Genomic DNA, 14,481 nt, shown 5'->3' with positions numbered 1-14,481 from the left:
GTTTGGGTGGAAGCTGGCTTGCCTGCGATGCAAGCAACTCGGTCTATCAGTGATACCGAGGTGATGCTATCGCAGCGATGCGGCGATCCGACAAGCCAGCTCCCACACAAGCCAGCGCCCACATTTGTTTTGCGGTGTGACTCGGGGCTTAGAATGCGCCCATGTAGTCACGCTTGCCCACTTCCACACCGTTATGACGCAGCAAGGCGTAGGCGGTGGTGACGTGGAAGAAGAACTGCGGCAGGCCGTAGGTCAGCAAGTAGGACTGGCCGCTGAAGCGCTTCTCTTTAGGCGTGCCCGGACGGGTGACGATCTCGATGCCTTCCTTGCCGTCGATCTGTGCCGGGGTGATGGTGTCGATAAAGGCCAGGACCTTGGCAATCAGCGCTTGCAGGTCAGCGAAGGAAACTTCGGTATCTTCGTATTTCGGCACTTCGATCTCAGCCAGGCGCGCGGAAACGCCCTTGGCAAAATCCACGGCGATCTGTACCTGACGGACCAGCGGGAACATGTCCGGGAACAGACGCGCCTGCAGCAAGGCGTTAGGGTCGATGTTCTTGGCGGTGGCGTGGGCCTCGGCCTTGTTCAGCACATCGCTCAGGGCGTTGAGCATTTGCTTGAAGACCGGAAGTGAAGCGGCGTACAGGGAAATAGTCATGACAGTCTCGACAGTGGTGACAGGGTTTGAACAGCGGCGATTATAGACATGAGCGCTGCTTGTCTTTTATTTTTTCGGGATTAGGCTAGTGGGCTCACTGCATAGGGAAAGCGCGATGACCGCCGAGCACGACACCACCTCTTCCGAGCCGCGCCTGAACAGCACGGAAATCCGCGTTTTGGGCTGCCTGATCGAGAAACAGGCCACTAATCCGGAAACCTACCCGCTGACCCTCAATGCCCTGGTCCTGGCCTGCAACCAGAAAACCAGCCGGGAACCGGTGATGAACCTCAGCCAGGGCCAGGTTGGCCAGAGCCTGCGCGCCCTGGAGGGCCGTGGTTTTACCAAGCTGGTGATGGGCAGTCGCGCCGACCGCTGGGAACACCGCGTGGACAAGGCCCTGGAACTGGTGCCGGCACAGGTGATCCTTACCGGCCTGCTGTTCCTGCGCGGGCCGCAGACGGTCAACGAACTGCTGACCCGCAGCGGGCGCATGCATGATTTTGAAGATGCCGAGCAGGTGGTGCATCAACTGGAACGCCTGATCGCCCGTGACCTGGCGGTGCTGGTACCCAAGCAGGCCGGCCAGCGCGAAGACCGCTACACCCACTCCCTGGGCGATCCCGCGGATATCGAGGCGATCCTGGCCGCCCGCGGTAGCCCGGTGGAGCGCAGCAGCGCCAGTGGGGTTTCCGTGGAGCGCATCGAGGAGCTGGAGGCGCGGATTGCGGCGCTGGAAGAGCGCCTGTCGCGCCTCGAATAAACGTCCCCCCTTATGGGAGCGGGCTTGTGTGGGAGCGGGCTTGCTCGCGAAAGCAGTGGGTCAGTCAACATCAATGTTTGCTGGGCCGACGTCTTCGCGAGCAAGCCCGCTCCCACATTTGATTTTCGCTGCTTTGAGCATTGCGTTGCATTAGGGCTTGCCCGCTCCCACCTGGGCCGGCGGTGTTTACTGCCGGGCGAAATCCACCGCCTTCTGGAACTGTTCGTCCGTCGGCCGGATGCCGGTGTACAGCACGAACTGCTCCAGGGCCTGGATCGCGATCACTTCCAGGCCGGTAATCACCCGCTTGCCCTGGGCCCTGCCCCGCACGATCAACGGCGTTTCGGCGGGGATGGCCACCACATCGAACACGGTGTCTGCCGCATCAATTGCGTCGGCCGCAAACGCCAGGTCCTGCGCCTGGGCGCCGCCAGTCATGCCGATCGGCGTCACGTTGACCAGCATCTGCGGGCGCGCTTCACCCAAGGTCGCCTGCCACTGATAGCCCAGGTTCTGCGCCAGGGCCCGGCCCGCCGTTTCATTGCGCGCAACGATCACGCCATTGGCATAGCCACCATCCCGCAAGGCACTGGCCACGGCCTTGGCCATGCCGCCGCTGCCGTGCAGGGCGAAGGTCGATTCCTTGGGCACCGCGTGTTTTTGCAGCAGTTGCTCGATGGCGATGTAGTCGGTGTTGTAGGCCTTGAGGTGCCCGGCGGTGTTGACGATGGTGTTGATCGAGGCGATGGCGCGGGCCGATTCGTCGAGCTCATCGACCAGCTCGATGCAGGCTTCCTTGAACGGCATCGACACCCCACACCCACGAATCCCCAAGGCACGGATCCCGGCCACGGCGCCGTTCAAGTCCTGGCTGCTGAACGCCTTGTAGTAGAAGTTCAGCCCCAGCTGCTCATACAAATGGTTATGAAATCGCAGGCCGAAATTGCCCGGACGGGCCGACAGCGACATGCACAGCTGGGTATCCTTGTTGGGGTTCATCAGCATCGGTAACGCCTCTTCGAAGTAAGCAAATCGGTACAGACCTTACACAACCTTTACCTAGTGGCCGTGCTGTTTTCCTGAAATACGTTGTCTTAAAAGTATCCCCGCGACAATCCTTGAGTCTATTGATTGCAGACCACAAGCGCAGGGGCCAACCGAGGAAAGACCATGATTCGTAAAATCCCCAGGATCGCTTTGCTGATCGGTGCACTTGCTGTAGCCGGCCAAGCCTCCGCCCATGGTGGCGGTTGGGGTGGCCCGGCCGTATTGGGTGCGGTTGTCGGCGCAGCCGTAGTGGGCTCTGTGATCGCCAGCCATGATCGACCGGTGTATGTGCAGCAGCAACCGGTGTATTACCAGCCCCAGCCGGTGTATGCCGCCCCGCCACCGGTCTATTATCAGCCGGCGCCAGTGTACGTGCAGCAACCGGTGTATTACCGCCGGGCGCCCGTGTATTACGGGCCACCACGTGGCTACTACGGCCCGCCCCGTGGCTATTACGGGCGTGGCTGGTAAACCCATCAGCAAAAGCCCCGCACACCCGGCGGGGCTTTTTTATGGGTGGCCAGGTCTGAATAAATCTCGCCAGGGTCGTTATGGGGACAACCCTGGCTGTTAATTCCGACATTATTAGGGCCAACGTGCACTTGCCCAATGGGGGGCCGCGCTGTCATGTTTGTGTCACACGGCACTCTCACTATCAAAACTGTCCCCTATAACAGGCCATAACAACAAGGACGCCCCAGCATGCCCACACAAAATCCGCACCGTACCGCCGGCCTCTGCACCTCGAGCAAGGTCTATAGCGCCTTGACCGAGCTCAAGCACCTGGAAGGCCATCGCAGCGCCAAGTTTCTTTCGCTGCTGGCAGAAAACCTGGTCCACAAAGGCCTGCTCAATGAACAGGAAGTGCTGCACATGCTGGACCAGGTGGTTGACTGAGCCCCTGCCGGTGCAGCCTCGATGACAGTGATGTTGACTATCGAGCAAGGTGATTTTCCCTCGCCGCCGGGCCACCGTAAGGTGACCTCCATCAGCAATGGAGGTAGATATGCCCACTATCCAGATCATGTCCGTCGTCGGCAGTGCCGTCCCTGTACCCCTTCGCGAGCTGGGTTTGCTCGCCTGCTGGTACCTGGTACGCGACGGTGAAGCCATCAGTGGCCCCCTGACCTCACTGCCCGATGCCCAGGCCCTGTCACGCAAGATGGCCCATTGTTTCTCGGCTTAGGGCAATGGCAGGCGTACCCGGGGCTTGGTTTCGACAAACAGCCCCCAGCTGGAAATAAACAGCGCGGCAATCAACGGCCCGATTACAAAACCATTGAGGCCGAAGACCGACAGGCCGCCCAGGGTCGAGATCAGGATCAGGTAATCCGGCATCTTGGTGTCCTTGCCCACCAGGATCGGGCGCAGCACGTTGTCCACCAGGCCGATCACAAACACCCCGAACAAGGCCAGCACCACCCCTTGCCAGATTGAACCGCTGAGCAGGAAGTACGCGGCTACCGGCCCCCACACAATCCCGGCACCCACCGCCGGCAGCAATGACAGAAACGCCATCAGCACCGCCCAGAGCAACGCACTGGGAATATCCAGAAACCAGAAGATCAGGCCACCCAGCGCCCCTTGGGTCACCGCCACCAGCACATTGCCCTTGACGGTCGCCCGCACCACCCGGTTGAACTTCAGTTGCAGGCGACGCTTCTGTGGCTCGGCCAGCGGCACCGCCGTGCGCACTTTGCGCACCAGTTCGGGGCCGTCGCGCAGCAGGAAGAACAGCAGGTAGAGCATGATGAAAAAGCTCACCAGGAAATCAAAGGTGCCCTGACCAAAGCTGAATGCCTGGCTGGCAAAGAACTGGCTACCCTGCATCGCGCCCTTGACGATTTTCTCGCGCAGGCCTTCCAGGTTGCCCATGCCGAAGCGATCCAGCAGGTTCTGGAAGTACGGCGGCAGGAAGTTCTTGAATTGCTCGATGTAGCCCGCCACATCCAATTTGCCGCTTTCGACGTTCTTGTACAGCGTCGCCCCCTCCTGCACCAGCAAGGCGCTGGTGATGATCACCGGCAAGATCGCGATCACCAGGCACACCATCAGGGTACACAGCGACGTGAGGTTGCGGTTCCAGCCAAACTTGAGCTGCAGGCGCCGCTGCATAGGCGCAAAGATGATCCCGAGGATGACCGCCCAGAACACCGCGCCGTAGAACGGCAACAGGATCCAGAAAAACGCGAGGGTCACCAGGACCAGCAGCAATAGCAGGGTTTTGAATTGCAGATTCGTTTGGTTCATGTCCGATCCGTGCCAGAAAAACGCTGGGCGCCCAGCGCGCCCTGTTGCTTAGTCCACCGCGCATCCGGCGAGTGCCATCTTTATTTCTACAGCGTAGACCCAGATCAATAACCGCCAGACCCGGCTCGGCTACCCTGCCGCCCTTTTGCGATCTGAATCCCATGCTCCCTGTCCTCGCTCCCGAATTGCTCGCCCCTGCCGGCACCCTGAAAAACATGCGCTACGCCTTTGCCTACGGCGCCGATGCGGTCTACGCCGGCCAGCCGCGCTACAGCTTGCGGGTGCGTAATAACGAGTTCGATCACGCCAACCTGGCCCTGGGCATCGCCGAGGCGCAGGCCCAGGGCAAGCGCTTTTATGTAGTGGTCAATATCGCGCCGCACAATGCCAAGCTGAAAACCTTCCTCAAGGACCTGGAACCGGTGATCGCCATGGGCCCGGACGCGCTGATCATGTCCGATCCGGGCTTGATCATGCTGGTGCGCCGGCACTTCCCGCAGATGCCGATCCATCTGTCGGTACAGGCCAACACGGTGAACTGGGCCAGTGTCGAGTTCTGGCAGCAGCAAGGCATCTGCCGGATCATCCTGTCGCGGGAGCTGTCCCTGGAAGAAATCGCCGAAATCCGCCAGCACGTGCCGGCCATGGAGCTGGAAGTGTTTGTGCATGGCGCGCTGTGCATGGCCTACTCCGGGCGCTGCCTGTTGTCCGGCTACATGAACAAGCGCGATGCCAACCAGGGCACCTGCACCAACGCCTGCCGCTGGAGATACCAGGCCACACCCGCGACCGAAAACACCGTGGGCGATATCGTCCAGCAGTATCAGCCCGAGCCGACCCTGGGCCTTGGCGCGCCCACCGACCAGGTGTTCCTGCTGCAGGAGGCCAACCGCCCGGATGAGCAGATGCCGGCCTTCGAGGACGAACACGGCACCTACATCATGAACGCCAAGGACCTGCGGGCGGTGCAACATGTCGAGCGCCTGACGCAGATGGGCGTGCATTCGTTGAAAATCGAAGGCCGCACCAAGTCCCACTTTTATGTGGCGCGCACCACCCAGGTGTACCGCCAGGCCATTGATGATGCGGTGGCCGGTCGTGCGTTCGACCGGGGCTTGATGACCAACCTTGAGTCCCTGGCCCAGCGTGGCTACACCGAAGGTTTCCTGCGCCGCCACGTGCATGACGAATACCAGAACTACCAGAACGGCAGCTCCGTCTCGGAACAACAGCAGTTTGTCGGTGAATTGACCGGCGAACGGCGCGGGGAGCTGGCCGAAGTCAAGGTGAAGAACCGCTTTGCCGTGGGCAATCACCTGGAACTGATGACCCCGGCGGGGAACTTCCATTTTGACCTGGGGATGATGCATAACGCCAAGGGTGAGGCGATTGAGGTGGCGCCGGGGGATGGGCACACGGTATATGTGCCGGTGCCGTTGGACATGGATATCGGGTTTGGGTTGTTGATGCGGGATGTGTAGCGGCTGTTAGGGCCCCATCGCAGGCAAGCCAGCTCCCACATTTGACTGCATTCACAGTTCAACATGTGGGAGCTGGCTTGCCTGCGATGGAGCCAGATCAAGCACCGCAATTGCCAGATCAGATCCCGAACTACCCCAGCAACCGCCACATTTTGACCATGTTCACCGATCAAGTGTGGGAGCTGGCTTGCCTGCGATGAGGCCAGATCAAGCACCGTAATTGCCAGATCAGATCCCGAACTACCCCAGCAACCGCCACATTTTGACCATGTTCACCGATCAAGTGTGGGAGCTGGCTTGCCTGCGATGAGGCCAGATCAAGCACCGCAATTGCCAGATCAGATCCTGAACTGCCCCACCAACTGCCCCAACCGCTGCCCCAGTTCCGCCAGGCTGCGGGAGGTCTGTGCCCCCTGCTGGGTCTCGTCCGCCACGCTGTCCACCGCCACGGCAATCTGATGCACGCTGCGGTTGATCTCTTCGGCCACGGCAGTTTGCTCTTCAGCGGCGCTGGCGATCTGCGCGTTCATCGTGTTGATGGTGCCGATCAGTTGCGCCATGGTATCGAGGGACGCCCCGGCTTCGTTGGCCTGGGCCGAGGTGCCGTCGCCGGCATCGCTGGAGCGGCGCATGGACTCCACGGCCGCCTCGGTGCCCTTTTGCAGGCGGTCGATCATGCCCTGGATTTCCTGGGTACTTTGCTGGGTGCGGCTGGCTAGTGCGCGTACCTCATCGGCCACCACCGCAAAACCACGCCCGGCTTCACCGGCACGGGCGGCTTCAATGGCGGCGTTGAGGGCCAGCAGGTTGGTCTGCTCGGCAATCGAGCGGATCACCCCGAGCACGCTGACAATCGACGACACGTCCTGTTGCAGGCTATCCAGCGACACGCCACTGCTGCGGATGTCATTCACCAACGCATGAATCTGCGCGATGCTGCCATCCACCACGCGCTTGGCGGCCTGGCCTTCGGCGTCGGTCTGCTGCGCCGCCACGGCCGCACCCTGGGCACTGCGGGCCACTTCATGGGCGGCAGACGACATTTCATTGATCGCCGTCGCCACCTGGTCGGTTTCCTGGCGCTGGCGTTCCATGGCCTGTTCCGAGCGATGGGCCTGCTCGGACACCTGGCTGACCAGCCCGGTCAGTTGCGAGGTCATGTCAGTGATCTGGCGTACCAGGCCGTGGATCTTGTCGACAAACCGATTGAACGAGCCGGCCAGTTCACCCAACTCGTCCTGGCTGGTGATTGCCAGGCGCCGGGTCAGGTCGCCCTCACCGGCGGCGATATCGTCGAGGTTGGCTTTCATCAGGTGCAAGGGGCGCAGGATGGTATTGGCCAGCAGCATGCCCGCTGCAGCGATCAGCAACAGCAGGATTACGGCGATGCCGACAATGCTCAACAACACCCCTTCCATGCGCTCGTTGACCTTGGCTTCGACTTCGCTGACCAGGGCCTCGATACCGTCGAGGTTGACCGAGGTACCGATCACCATGTCCCACTTGGGCAGGTACTCGGTGTAGCCGAGCTTGGGCACCAGTTCGGTTTGTCCCGGCTGGGTCGAGCTGTATTGCAGGTAGTGGGTGCCGTCCTTGCCGACCTTGACCAGGTCGCGGTTGACGTAGACGCCGTTGGGGTCACGGTTGTCCTTGAAGCTTTTGCCCACGCCGTCGGGGCTGTTGCCCTTGAACAGGCGGATGGTTTCGGAGTCGTAGCCGAAGAAATAGCCGTCCTTGCCGTAGGTTGTGTTGGACAACAGCTTGACCACCTGCGCCCGCGCCTCCGTATCGCCGGGGGCTGCCGCGTCGTACAGCGGCTTGATGGTGGTCATCGCCACTTCGACATAACTTTGCAGGGTGGCCTTGGCGTTGTTGAGCAGGCGCTGGCGGGTTTCGGCCACCTCGGTGCGCGCCTGTTCCTTGAGGATCCACACGGTGGTCAGGCTGATGACCACGGCAAACAACAACACTGGCAGTACAGCGAGGGACAGGACTTTGGCCTTCAGACTCAGACGCATGGATCTTCTCTCTTGTAGGGCAACGTTAGGAGGTTAACGGCCCTAAAGGAGAAAACTGTAGGAATCTGCTTGTTACAGGGTCATCGCAGCAAACCAGCCGAACACCAGCAACGGCAGGTTGTAGTGCAGGAAGGTCGGGACCACGGTGTCCCAGATATGGTGGTGCTGGCCGTCGATGTTCAAACCCGAGGTCGGCCCCAGGGTAGAGTCGGACGCAGGCGAACCGGCATCGCCCAGGGCCCCGGCGGTGCCGACGATGCAGACAATGGCCAGCGGGCTGAACCCCAGTTGCACACACAGCGGTACAAAAATCGCCGCGAGGATCGGCACGGTGGAAAACGACGAACCGATGCCCATGGTCACCAGCAGGCCTACCAGCAACATCAACAGCGCACCCACGCCACGGCTGTGGCCGATGAATTCGGCCGAAGCCTGCACCAGCGTCTGTACCTGGCCGGTGGCCTTTAGCACTTCGGCAAACCCCGACGCCGCGATCATGATGAAGCCGATCATCGCCATCATTTTCATGCCTTCGGTGAACAGATCATCGGTGTCGCGCCAGCGCACGATGCCCGATACCGAGAAGATCAGGAAACCCGCCAAGGCACCGATGATCATCGAGTCCAGCCACAACTGGATAATAAAGGCTGAGGCAATGGCCAGCCCGGCGACCAGCAGGGTCAGCGGGTTGTACTGCACCGCCACTTGCTCGACCCGCTCGATCTTCTGCAGGTCGTAGATGCGCTTTTTGCGGTAGCTGATAAACACCGCCACCAACAAGCCGAACACCATGCCCAGCGCCGGAATACCCATGGCATGGGTAACGTTGACCTGGCTGATATCCACCCCGCTCTTGGCGACATTGGCCAGCAGGATCTGGTTGAGGAAGATATTGCCGAAGCCCACCGGCAGGAACATGTACGGGGTGATCAGGCCGAAGGTCATGACGCAGGCGATCAGGCGCCGGTCAATCTGCAACTTGGTCAGCACATACAGCAGCGGCGGTACCAGCAGCGGGATAAAGGCGATATGGATCGGCAGGATGTTCTGCGAGGCAATCGCCACCGCTCCCAGCAGGCAGATCAGCAGCCATTTGACAGAACTGCCGCCAGTGGCGTCCTGGCGGCCCACCAGCAGCAGGGCCTTGTCCGCCAGGGCATGGGCCAGGCCGGACTTGGCAATCGCCACCGCGAAAGCACCGAGCAATGCGTAAGACAACGCCACCGTGGCACCGCCGCCCAAGCCGCTGTTGAACGCGCTGAGCGTCGCGTCGATCCCCAGGCCACCGGTCAAACCGCCGACCAGGGCACCCACGATGATCGCGATGACCACATGCACGCGGGACAGGCTGAGCACGAGCATGGTGCCGACCGCGGCGATTACTGCGTTAATCATGGTTACCTCAAGACAGAAATATAAACACAACACGCGCCGGCGCCCCGGCCAGATGTCGACCACGGCACACGCAGAAAGGGAGTTTTATTAGAGGCCGCGCACTTTGCAGCAGCCGGCGCGCCATGTCAAAGAACGACGTCGCGAATAGATTCAATTGAACGTATGAATAAAGAAAAACAACCCGCGGCCGATAGAGTGGATTATCTCTGTCGCAACGAAAGGTTAAGGATCTCCATGTCGCTCAGGCAGTTGTCCATTCAATGGAAAATCACCCTCCTCGCCGGCCTTTGTCTGTTGGGCATCGTGACCCTGCTGGTGGGTCTTTCGCTGTATCGGATGGACCAGAGTTCACAACGGGTCCAGACCTCCAGCACACAGATGCTTAATGTTGCAGCCCAATCGCGCATCGAAGCCCAGGGTGAAGTGCAGGCGCTGGGCATCCGCCAGCAATTTATGGACGCCTACCAATATGGCCATGGCTTTTCGCGCCAGGTGCTGTTTTTGCGCGAACAGGCCGAAAAACGCTTCCTCGATGCCTTCGACCTGCGTGAAGACCTGACCCGCCAGGTCAAGGCCGCCCTGCAAGCCAACCCGGACCTGCTGGGCCTGTCCCTGGTCTTTGAAGCCAATGCCCTGGATGGCAAGGATGAGCTGTTCGCCGGCCAAGCGGAGCTGGGCAGCAATGAAAAGGGACGCTTTGCCCTGTACTGGTCGCAGCCGACACCCGGCACCCTGACCTCGATGGCGCTGCCGGAAAGCGATATGTCCGACACCAGCGTCGGCCCCAGCGGCGAGAAGGCCAACACCTGGTTCACCTGCCCACGCACGACCCTCAAGCCGTGTGTGATCGAGCCGTACTTCTATGTGATCGACGGGCACAACGTCTTGCTGACCAGCATCGTGTTCCCGCTCATGGCCAATGGCAAAGTCATCGCCTCGCTGTCGGTGGACATCAACCTCAACAGCCTGCAGGCAGTCAGCCAGAATGCCAGCCGCGAGCTGTATGACGGCCAGACCAACGTCAGCATCATCAGCCCGGTGGGTTTGCTGGCCGGCTACAGCCCGGATGCGAGCAAGCTCAGCCAGCGCCTGGACAGTGTGGATACCGCCAGCGGCGCACAACTGATCAGCGCCATGGCCAGCAGCACCCAGACCTACAGCCTGCGTACCGACCATCAACTCAAGGTGCTGGCACCCTTCCAGCCCATTCCCAATGGCAAGTCCTGGGGCGTGTTGCTGGATGTGCCGGAAAAAGTCCTGATCGGCCCCGCCGAAACCCTCAAGGCCGAGCTGGATGCCGACAACACCAAAGGCACCCTGCTGGAACTGGGCCTGGGCCTGCTCGCCGCCATCGTCGGTTTGCTGCTGGTGTGGCTGATGGCCCGCAGTGTCACCCGGCCGATCCTCGGCGTGGCCCATATGCTGGAAGATATCGCCAGCGGCGAAGGCGACCTGACCCGGCGCCTGGCCTACGACAAGCGCGACGAGCTGGGCGAACTGGCCAGTTGGTTCAACCGCTTCCTCGACAAACTGCAACCGATCATTGCCGAGGTCAAACGCTCGGTGCAGGACGCGCGCAGCACCGCCGACCAATCAGCGGCAATCGCCAGCCAGACCAGTGCCGGCATGGAGCAGCAGTACCGCCAGGTGGATCAGGTGGCCACCGCCTCCCACGAAATGAGCGCCACCGCCCAGGATGTCGCCCGCAGCGCCGCCCAGGCGGCACACGCTGCACGGGATGCCGACCAGGCCACCCGCGAAGGCCTGACGGTGATCGACCGCACCACCACCAGCATCGGCCACCTGGCTGCCGACATGAGCACGGCGATGGCCCAGGTCGAAGGTCTGGCAGCCAATAGCGAGCAGATCGGTTCAGTGCTGGAAGTGATCCGCGCGATTGCCGAACAAACCAACCTGCTGGCCCTCAACGCCGCCATCGAAGCCGCCCGTGCCGGTGAAGCCGGGCGTGGTTTTGCGGTGGTGGCGGACGAGGTGCGCAACCTCGCACGGCGCACTCAGGAGTCGGTGGAAGAAACCCGCCAGGTGATCGAACAGTTGCAAAACGGCACCCAGGAAGTGGTGAGCTCCATGAGCAACAGCCATCGCCAGGCCCAAGGCAGTGTCGAACAGGTCGGCCAGGCCGTCACGGCATTGCGCCAGATCGGCGATGCGGTGACGGTGATCAGCGACATGAACCTGCAGATCGCCAGCGCCGCCGAGCAGCAAAGCGCGGTGGCCGAGGAGATCAACAGCAACGTGGCGACGATTCGTGATGTGACCGAGTCGCTGTCGGAACAAGCCAATGAATCGGCGCGGGTCAGCCAGACGCTCAATAGCCTGGCCAATCAGCAACAGGGGTTGATGGACCAGTTCCGGGTCTGATCGCGGTTAAAAGGTGCGGGGCCGGGGGCTGGACGCAACCTCCAGCTCACACCCCCACAGCTCTACCGCCGGCTGGCTCGCCTGGGGCGGGCCGAGCCAGGCACTCAGCCACTGGCACTGCTGGTTGAAACACAGTTGATAATCCCCGGCCTCGGGGGTGCGGCCCAGGCGCAGGGGCTGCAAGGGTGGCAACTGACGCTGGTAATGCCAACTGCCATCACGCAGTTCGGCGCCGTGCGGGATCTCCATACCGGCCCCGGAACCCTTGACCCGCGCCTCGCCCAACACCAGGCCCTCAGGCGTTACACGGTAATCCTCTTCCCAGCGCACTTTCTCAATCGTATGCGTCCAGGCCAGGGTGAACACAGGCGTAGGCACTTGTGCCCATACCGCGCCCGCCAAGCCCAGACACAGACCGATCACGCAGTGGCCGCCTGGGCACGATGGGCCCGCCAGCAGTGCTGTGCGATCAACAGCCCCACCATGACGAAGCCGATTTCATCGCTTAACGGCGTCGCCAGAATCAGGCTACCACCGGCGAAGAAGCCCAGCAGGCGCTCCCACCAACTCAGCCTGGCTTGCAAGTAGCCGGTAAATACCGCACCCCAGATACCAATGGCCAGCAACGCTTTGGCCACCACATACAGTGTGGCCAACAGGCTATCGCCCTGCAGCATCAGCGCCGGCTCGTACACCGCCATAAACGGCACAACGAACCCCGCCACCGCGATGCGTACCGCCCAAAAGCTGATCTTCAGGCCGCTCTCCCTGGCAATCGGTGCCGCCGCGAAACAGGCCAATGCCACCGGCGGTGTGAGGTCGGCCATGATGCCGAAATAGAACACGAACATATGCGAGACAATCAGCGGTACGCCGAGGTCCAGCAGTGCCGGTGCAGCGATCGAACTGGTGATGATGTAGTTGGGAATGGTCGGGATCCCCATGCCCAGCACCAGGCAAGTGAGCATGGTGAGCACCAGCGACAGGAACAGGTTGTCCTGGCCAATGGCAAGGATGTAGCCGGCAAAGGTGGAAGCCACCCCGGTCAGCGACACGACACCGATAATCACCCCCACCAGGGCGCAGGCAATCCCCACCGGCACCGCGTGCCGTGCGCCCTCTACCAGTGCATGCAGGCAGATGGTCAGGGTGTCGCGGCCGCCTTTGATAAACCAGCACACCGCCACCAGCAGCGCCACCACCCCGAACACCATGCCGATACCGAGCCGGAAGAAGCCCGCGCAAAGCAGACCCAGGACGATCCAGAAGACAAAACGCATCACCTTGGACGAGACCCGCAGGATGATCGCCGAGCCGAGAATCACAATGGACGTCAGGGCCAGGCCGACCATGCCGGAGAACAGCGGCGTGCGCCCGGAGAACAGCAGGTAGATCAGCACAAAGAGCGGAATCAACAGGTACCAGCGCTGCTTCACCGCGGCCCAGGGGTTCGGGCATTCGTCCTTGGGCAGGCCACGCAGGTTGGAGCGCTTGGCTTCCAGGTGAACCATCCAGAATACCGAGCCGAAGTACAGCATGGCCGGAATCAGCGCGGCCTTGGCCACCTCGAAGAACGGAACGTTGATCGTCTCGGCCATGATAAAGGCCACTGCGCCCATGATCGGCGGCATGATCTGGCTGCCCATCGACGAGGTCGCTTCCAAGCCACCGGCAAACGCCGACTTGTAGCCGAAGCGCTTCATCAACGGGATGGTGAATTGGCCGGTGGTGACCACGTTGGCCACCCCCGAACCGGTGATGGTGCCCATCAGCGCCGACGACACCACGGAAACCTTGGCCGGGCCACCGACTTTGTGGCCGAACAGGCCCATGGCGAAATCGGTGAACAGCTTGATCATCCCGGCCTGTTCAAGGAACGCACCGAACAGGATAAACAGGAAGATGTACGTGGCCGATACATAGGTCGGCGTGCCATACAGCCCCTCGGTGCCAAAGGCCAGTTGGTTGACGATCTGGTCGATGGCATAGCCGCGGTGCATCAGATCGCCCGGCAGGTACTGGCCGAACAGGCCGTAGGCCAGGAACAGCGCACAGATCAACGGCAGGGCAATCCCCATCACCCGCCGCGCCGCTTCAAACACCAGCACAATCAGCACCAGACCGATGACCATATCGCTATCGGTCAGGTCGCCAGAGCGTTGAATCAAGTCGGCTTCGAAATACCACTGGTAGAACGCCGTGGCCATTCCGGCCAGCCCCAGCAGCCAGGCCATCGGCTGCCAGGGCTGAGCATTGCCACGCGCCGGAAAACACAGAAACACCACCAGCAACAGAAAGCCCACATGCACGGCCCGCAGAATCTGGCTGGAGACCGGATGGAAGGCCGCGGTGATGATTTGGAAGACGGAAAACAACAGCGCGACATAGAACAGCGCTCGCGGCCAATCCCTGGGACTGGCGGCAAGGCCTTGGTCTTGCTCACTCATGCAGGTCACTCCCACGTTACAACATCGACATGCCAACAAG

The 14,481-nt window shown here is 61.4% G+C and carries 13 protein-coding genes; 6 read left to right on the top strand and 7 right to left on the bottom strand.

Annotation, left to right across the window (positions count from 1 at the left end; all coding sequences use genetic code 11):
- Positions 1 to 148: 148 nt before the first annotated feature.
- Positions 149 to 658, bottom strand: a complete 510-nt coding sequence (locus tag HBR94_RS11660) for a DUF1993 domain-containing protein (RefSeq protein WP_170044830.1) — start codon at positions 656 to 658, stop codon at positions 149 to 151.
- A 115-nt stretch (positions 659 to 773) separates the two neighbouring features.
- Here HBR94_RS11660 and HBR94_RS11655 point away from each other — a divergent pair, with 115 nt between their 5' ends.
- On the top strand, positions 774 to 1,421 hold the full coding sequence (locus tag HBR94_RS11655) for a DUF480 domain-containing protein (RefSeq protein ID WP_057439461.1): 648 nt from the start codon (positions 774 to 776) through the stop codon (positions 1,419 to 1,421).
- A 186-nt stretch (positions 1,422 to 1,607) separates the two neighbouring features.
- Here the strand turns inward: HBR94_RS11655 and HBR94_RS11650 are convergent, their stop codons facing one another.
- Complete coding sequence (locus HBR94_RS11650) at positions 1,608 to 2,426, bottom strand: shikimate 5-dehydrogenase (RefSeq protein WP_115128546.1); 819 nt, start codon at positions 2,424 to 2,426, stop codon at positions 1,608 to 1,610.
- A 165-nt stretch (positions 2,427 to 2,591) separates the two neighbouring features.
- Here HBR94_RS11650 and HBR94_RS11645 point away from each other — a divergent pair, with 165 nt between their 5' ends.
- From HBR94_RS11645 to HBR94_RS11635, 3 genes are all read left to right on the top strand, one after another.
- Positions 2,592 to 2,939: a hypothetical protein gene (locus HBR94_RS11645; RefSeq protein WP_057439463.1), complete on the top strand. Its 348-nt coding sequence runs from the start codon at positions 2,592 to 2,594 to the stop codon at positions 2,937 to 2,939.
- 231 nt (positions 2,940 to 3,170) lie between these two features.
- The gene (locus tag HBR94_RS11640) at positions 3,171 to 3,365 is read left to right on the top strand and encodes a hypothetical protein (RefSeq protein WP_029296627.1); all 195 of its coding nucleotides are present in this window, start codon (positions 3,171 to 3,173) and stop codon (positions 3,363 to 3,365) included.
- Between the two features lie 109 nt (positions 3,366 to 3,474).
- Positions 3,475 to 3,654, top strand: a complete 180-nt coding sequence (locus HBR94_RS11635; RefSeq protein WP_057439464.1) for a hypothetical protein — start codon at positions 3,475 to 3,477, stop codon at positions 3,652 to 3,654.
- On the opposite strand, the gene HBR94_RS11630 is transcribed toward HBR94_RS11635, so the two are convergent.
- On the bottom strand, positions 3,651 to 4,718 hold the full coding sequence (locus HBR94_RS11630) for an AI-2E family transporter (protein WP_115128547.1): 1,068 nt from the start codon (positions 4,716 to 4,718) through the stop codon (positions 3,651 to 3,653). The two genes, HBR94_RS11635 and HBR94_RS11630, sit on opposite strands and share 4 nt — an antisense overlap.
- A 161-nt stretch (positions 4,719 to 4,879) precedes the next feature.
- Here HBR94_RS11630 and yegQ point away from each other — a divergent pair, with 161 nt between their 5' ends.
- Complete coding sequence (gene yegQ, locus HBR94_RS11625) at positions 4,880 to 6,199, top strand: tRNA 5-hydroxyuridine modification protein YegQ (protein WP_170044829.1); 1,320 nt, start codon at positions 4,880 to 4,882, stop codon at positions 6,197 to 6,199.
- Positions 6,200 to 6,537: 338 nt separating this feature from the next.
- Here the strand turns inward: yegQ and HBR94_RS11620 are convergent, their stop codons facing one another.
- Both HBR94_RS11620 and HBR94_RS11615 read right to left on the bottom strand, forming a co-directional pair.
- Complete coding sequence (locus HBR94_RS11620; RefSeq protein ID WP_115128549.1) at positions 6,538 to 8,217, bottom strand: methyl-accepting chemotaxis protein; 1,680 nt, start codon at positions 8,215 to 8,217, stop codon at positions 6,538 to 6,540.
- A 72-nt stretch (positions 8,218 to 8,289) separates the two neighbouring features.
- The gene (locus HBR94_RS11615) at positions 8,290 to 9,609 is read right to left on the bottom strand and encodes a Na+/H+ antiporter NhaC family protein (RefSeq protein WP_169961237.1); all 1,320 of its coding nucleotides are present in this window, start codon (positions 9,607 to 9,609) and stop codon (positions 8,290 to 8,292) included.
- A 237-nt stretch (positions 9,610 to 9,846) separates the two neighbouring features.
- Here HBR94_RS11615 and HBR94_RS11610 point away from each other — a divergent pair, with 237 nt between their 5' ends.
- Positions 9,847 to 11,994: a methyl-accepting chemotaxis protein gene (locus HBR94_RS11610; protein WP_057439468.1), complete on the top strand. Its 2,148-nt coding sequence runs from the start codon at positions 9,847 to 9,849 to the stop codon at positions 11,992 to 11,994.
- A gap of 6 nt (positions 11,995 to 12,000) precedes the next feature.
- Here HBR94_RS11610 and HBR94_RS11605 read toward each other — a convergent pair whose 3' ends face one another.
- Together HBR94_RS11605 and HBR94_RS11600 are read right to left on the bottom strand one after the other, a co-directional pair.
- Positions 12,001 to 12,417, bottom strand: coding sequence for a DUF1850 domain-containing protein (locus HBR94_RS11605; protein ID WP_169961218.1), 417 nt, complete (start codon positions 12,415 to 12,417; stop codon positions 12,001 to 12,003).
- Positions 12,414 to 14,441: a TRAP transporter permease gene (locus HBR94_RS11600; RefSeq protein WP_170044828.1), complete on the bottom strand. Its 2,028-nt coding sequence runs from the start codon at positions 14,439 to 14,441 to the stop codon at positions 12,414 to 12,416. Before HBR94_RS11600 ends, HBR94_RS11605 begins: the two co-directional genes overlap by 4 nt.
- Positions 14,442 to 14,481 lie beyond the last annotated feature (40 nt).

The sequence above is a fragment of the Pseudomonas sp. WS 5412 genome, from assembly GCF_012985615.1.
Classification (GTDB): Bacteria; Pseudomonadota; Gammaproteobacteria; order Pseudomonadales; family Pseudomonadaceae; genus Aquipseudomonas; species Aquipseudomonas shahriarae.
The sequence above is the reverse complement of the archived record's forward strand: the minus strand, read 5'-3'. Positions and strand labels throughout refer to the sequence as shown.

Excerpts from the sequence above, each read along its gene's own strand:
- yegQ (WP_170044829.1), top strand. The coding sequence starts at position 4,880 with ATGCTCCCTGTCCTCGCTCCCGAATTGCTCGCCCCTGCCGGCACCCTG.
- HBR94_RS11620 (WP_115128549.1), bottom strand. The coding sequence starts at position 8,217 with ATGCGTCTGAGTCTGAAGGCCAAAGTCCTGTCCCTCGCTGTACTGCCA.
- HBR94_RS11645 (WP_057439463.1), top strand. The coding sequence starts at position 2,592 with ATGATTCGTAAAATCCCCAGGATCGCTTTGCTGATCGGTGCACTTGCT.
- HBR94_RS11635 (WP_057439464.1), top strand. The coding sequence starts at position 3,475 with ATGCCCACTATCCAGATCATGTCCGTCGTCGGCAGTGCCGTCCCTGTA.
- HBR94_RS11650 (WP_115128546.1), bottom strand. The coding sequence starts at position 2,426 with ATGCTGATGAACCCCAACAAGGATACCCAGCTGTGCATGTCGCTGTCG.
- HBR94_RS11610 (WP_057439468.1), top strand. The coding sequence starts at position 9,847 with ATGTCGCTCAGGCAGTTGTCCATTCAATGGAAAATCACCCTCCTCGCC.
- HBR94_RS11630 (WP_115128547.1), bottom strand. The coding sequence starts at position 4,718 with ATGAACCAAACGAATCTGCAATTCAAAACCCTGCTATTGCTGCTGGTC.
- HBR94_RS11655 (WP_057439461.1), top strand. The coding sequence starts at position 774 with ATGACCGCCGAGCACGACACCACCTCTTCCGAGCCGCGCCTGAACAGC.
- HBR94_RS11640 (WP_029296627.1), top strand. The coding sequence starts at position 3,171 with ATGCCCACACAAAATCCGCACCGTACCGCCGGCCTCTGCACCTCGAGC.
- HBR94_RS11660 (WP_170044830.1), bottom strand. The coding sequence starts at position 658 with ATGACTATTTCCCTGTACGCCGCTTCACTTCCGGTCTTCAAGCAAATG.
- HBR94_RS11600 (WP_170044828.1), bottom strand. The coding sequence starts at position 14,441 with ATGAGTGAGCAAGACCAAGGCCTTGCCGCCAGTCCCAGGGATTGGCCG.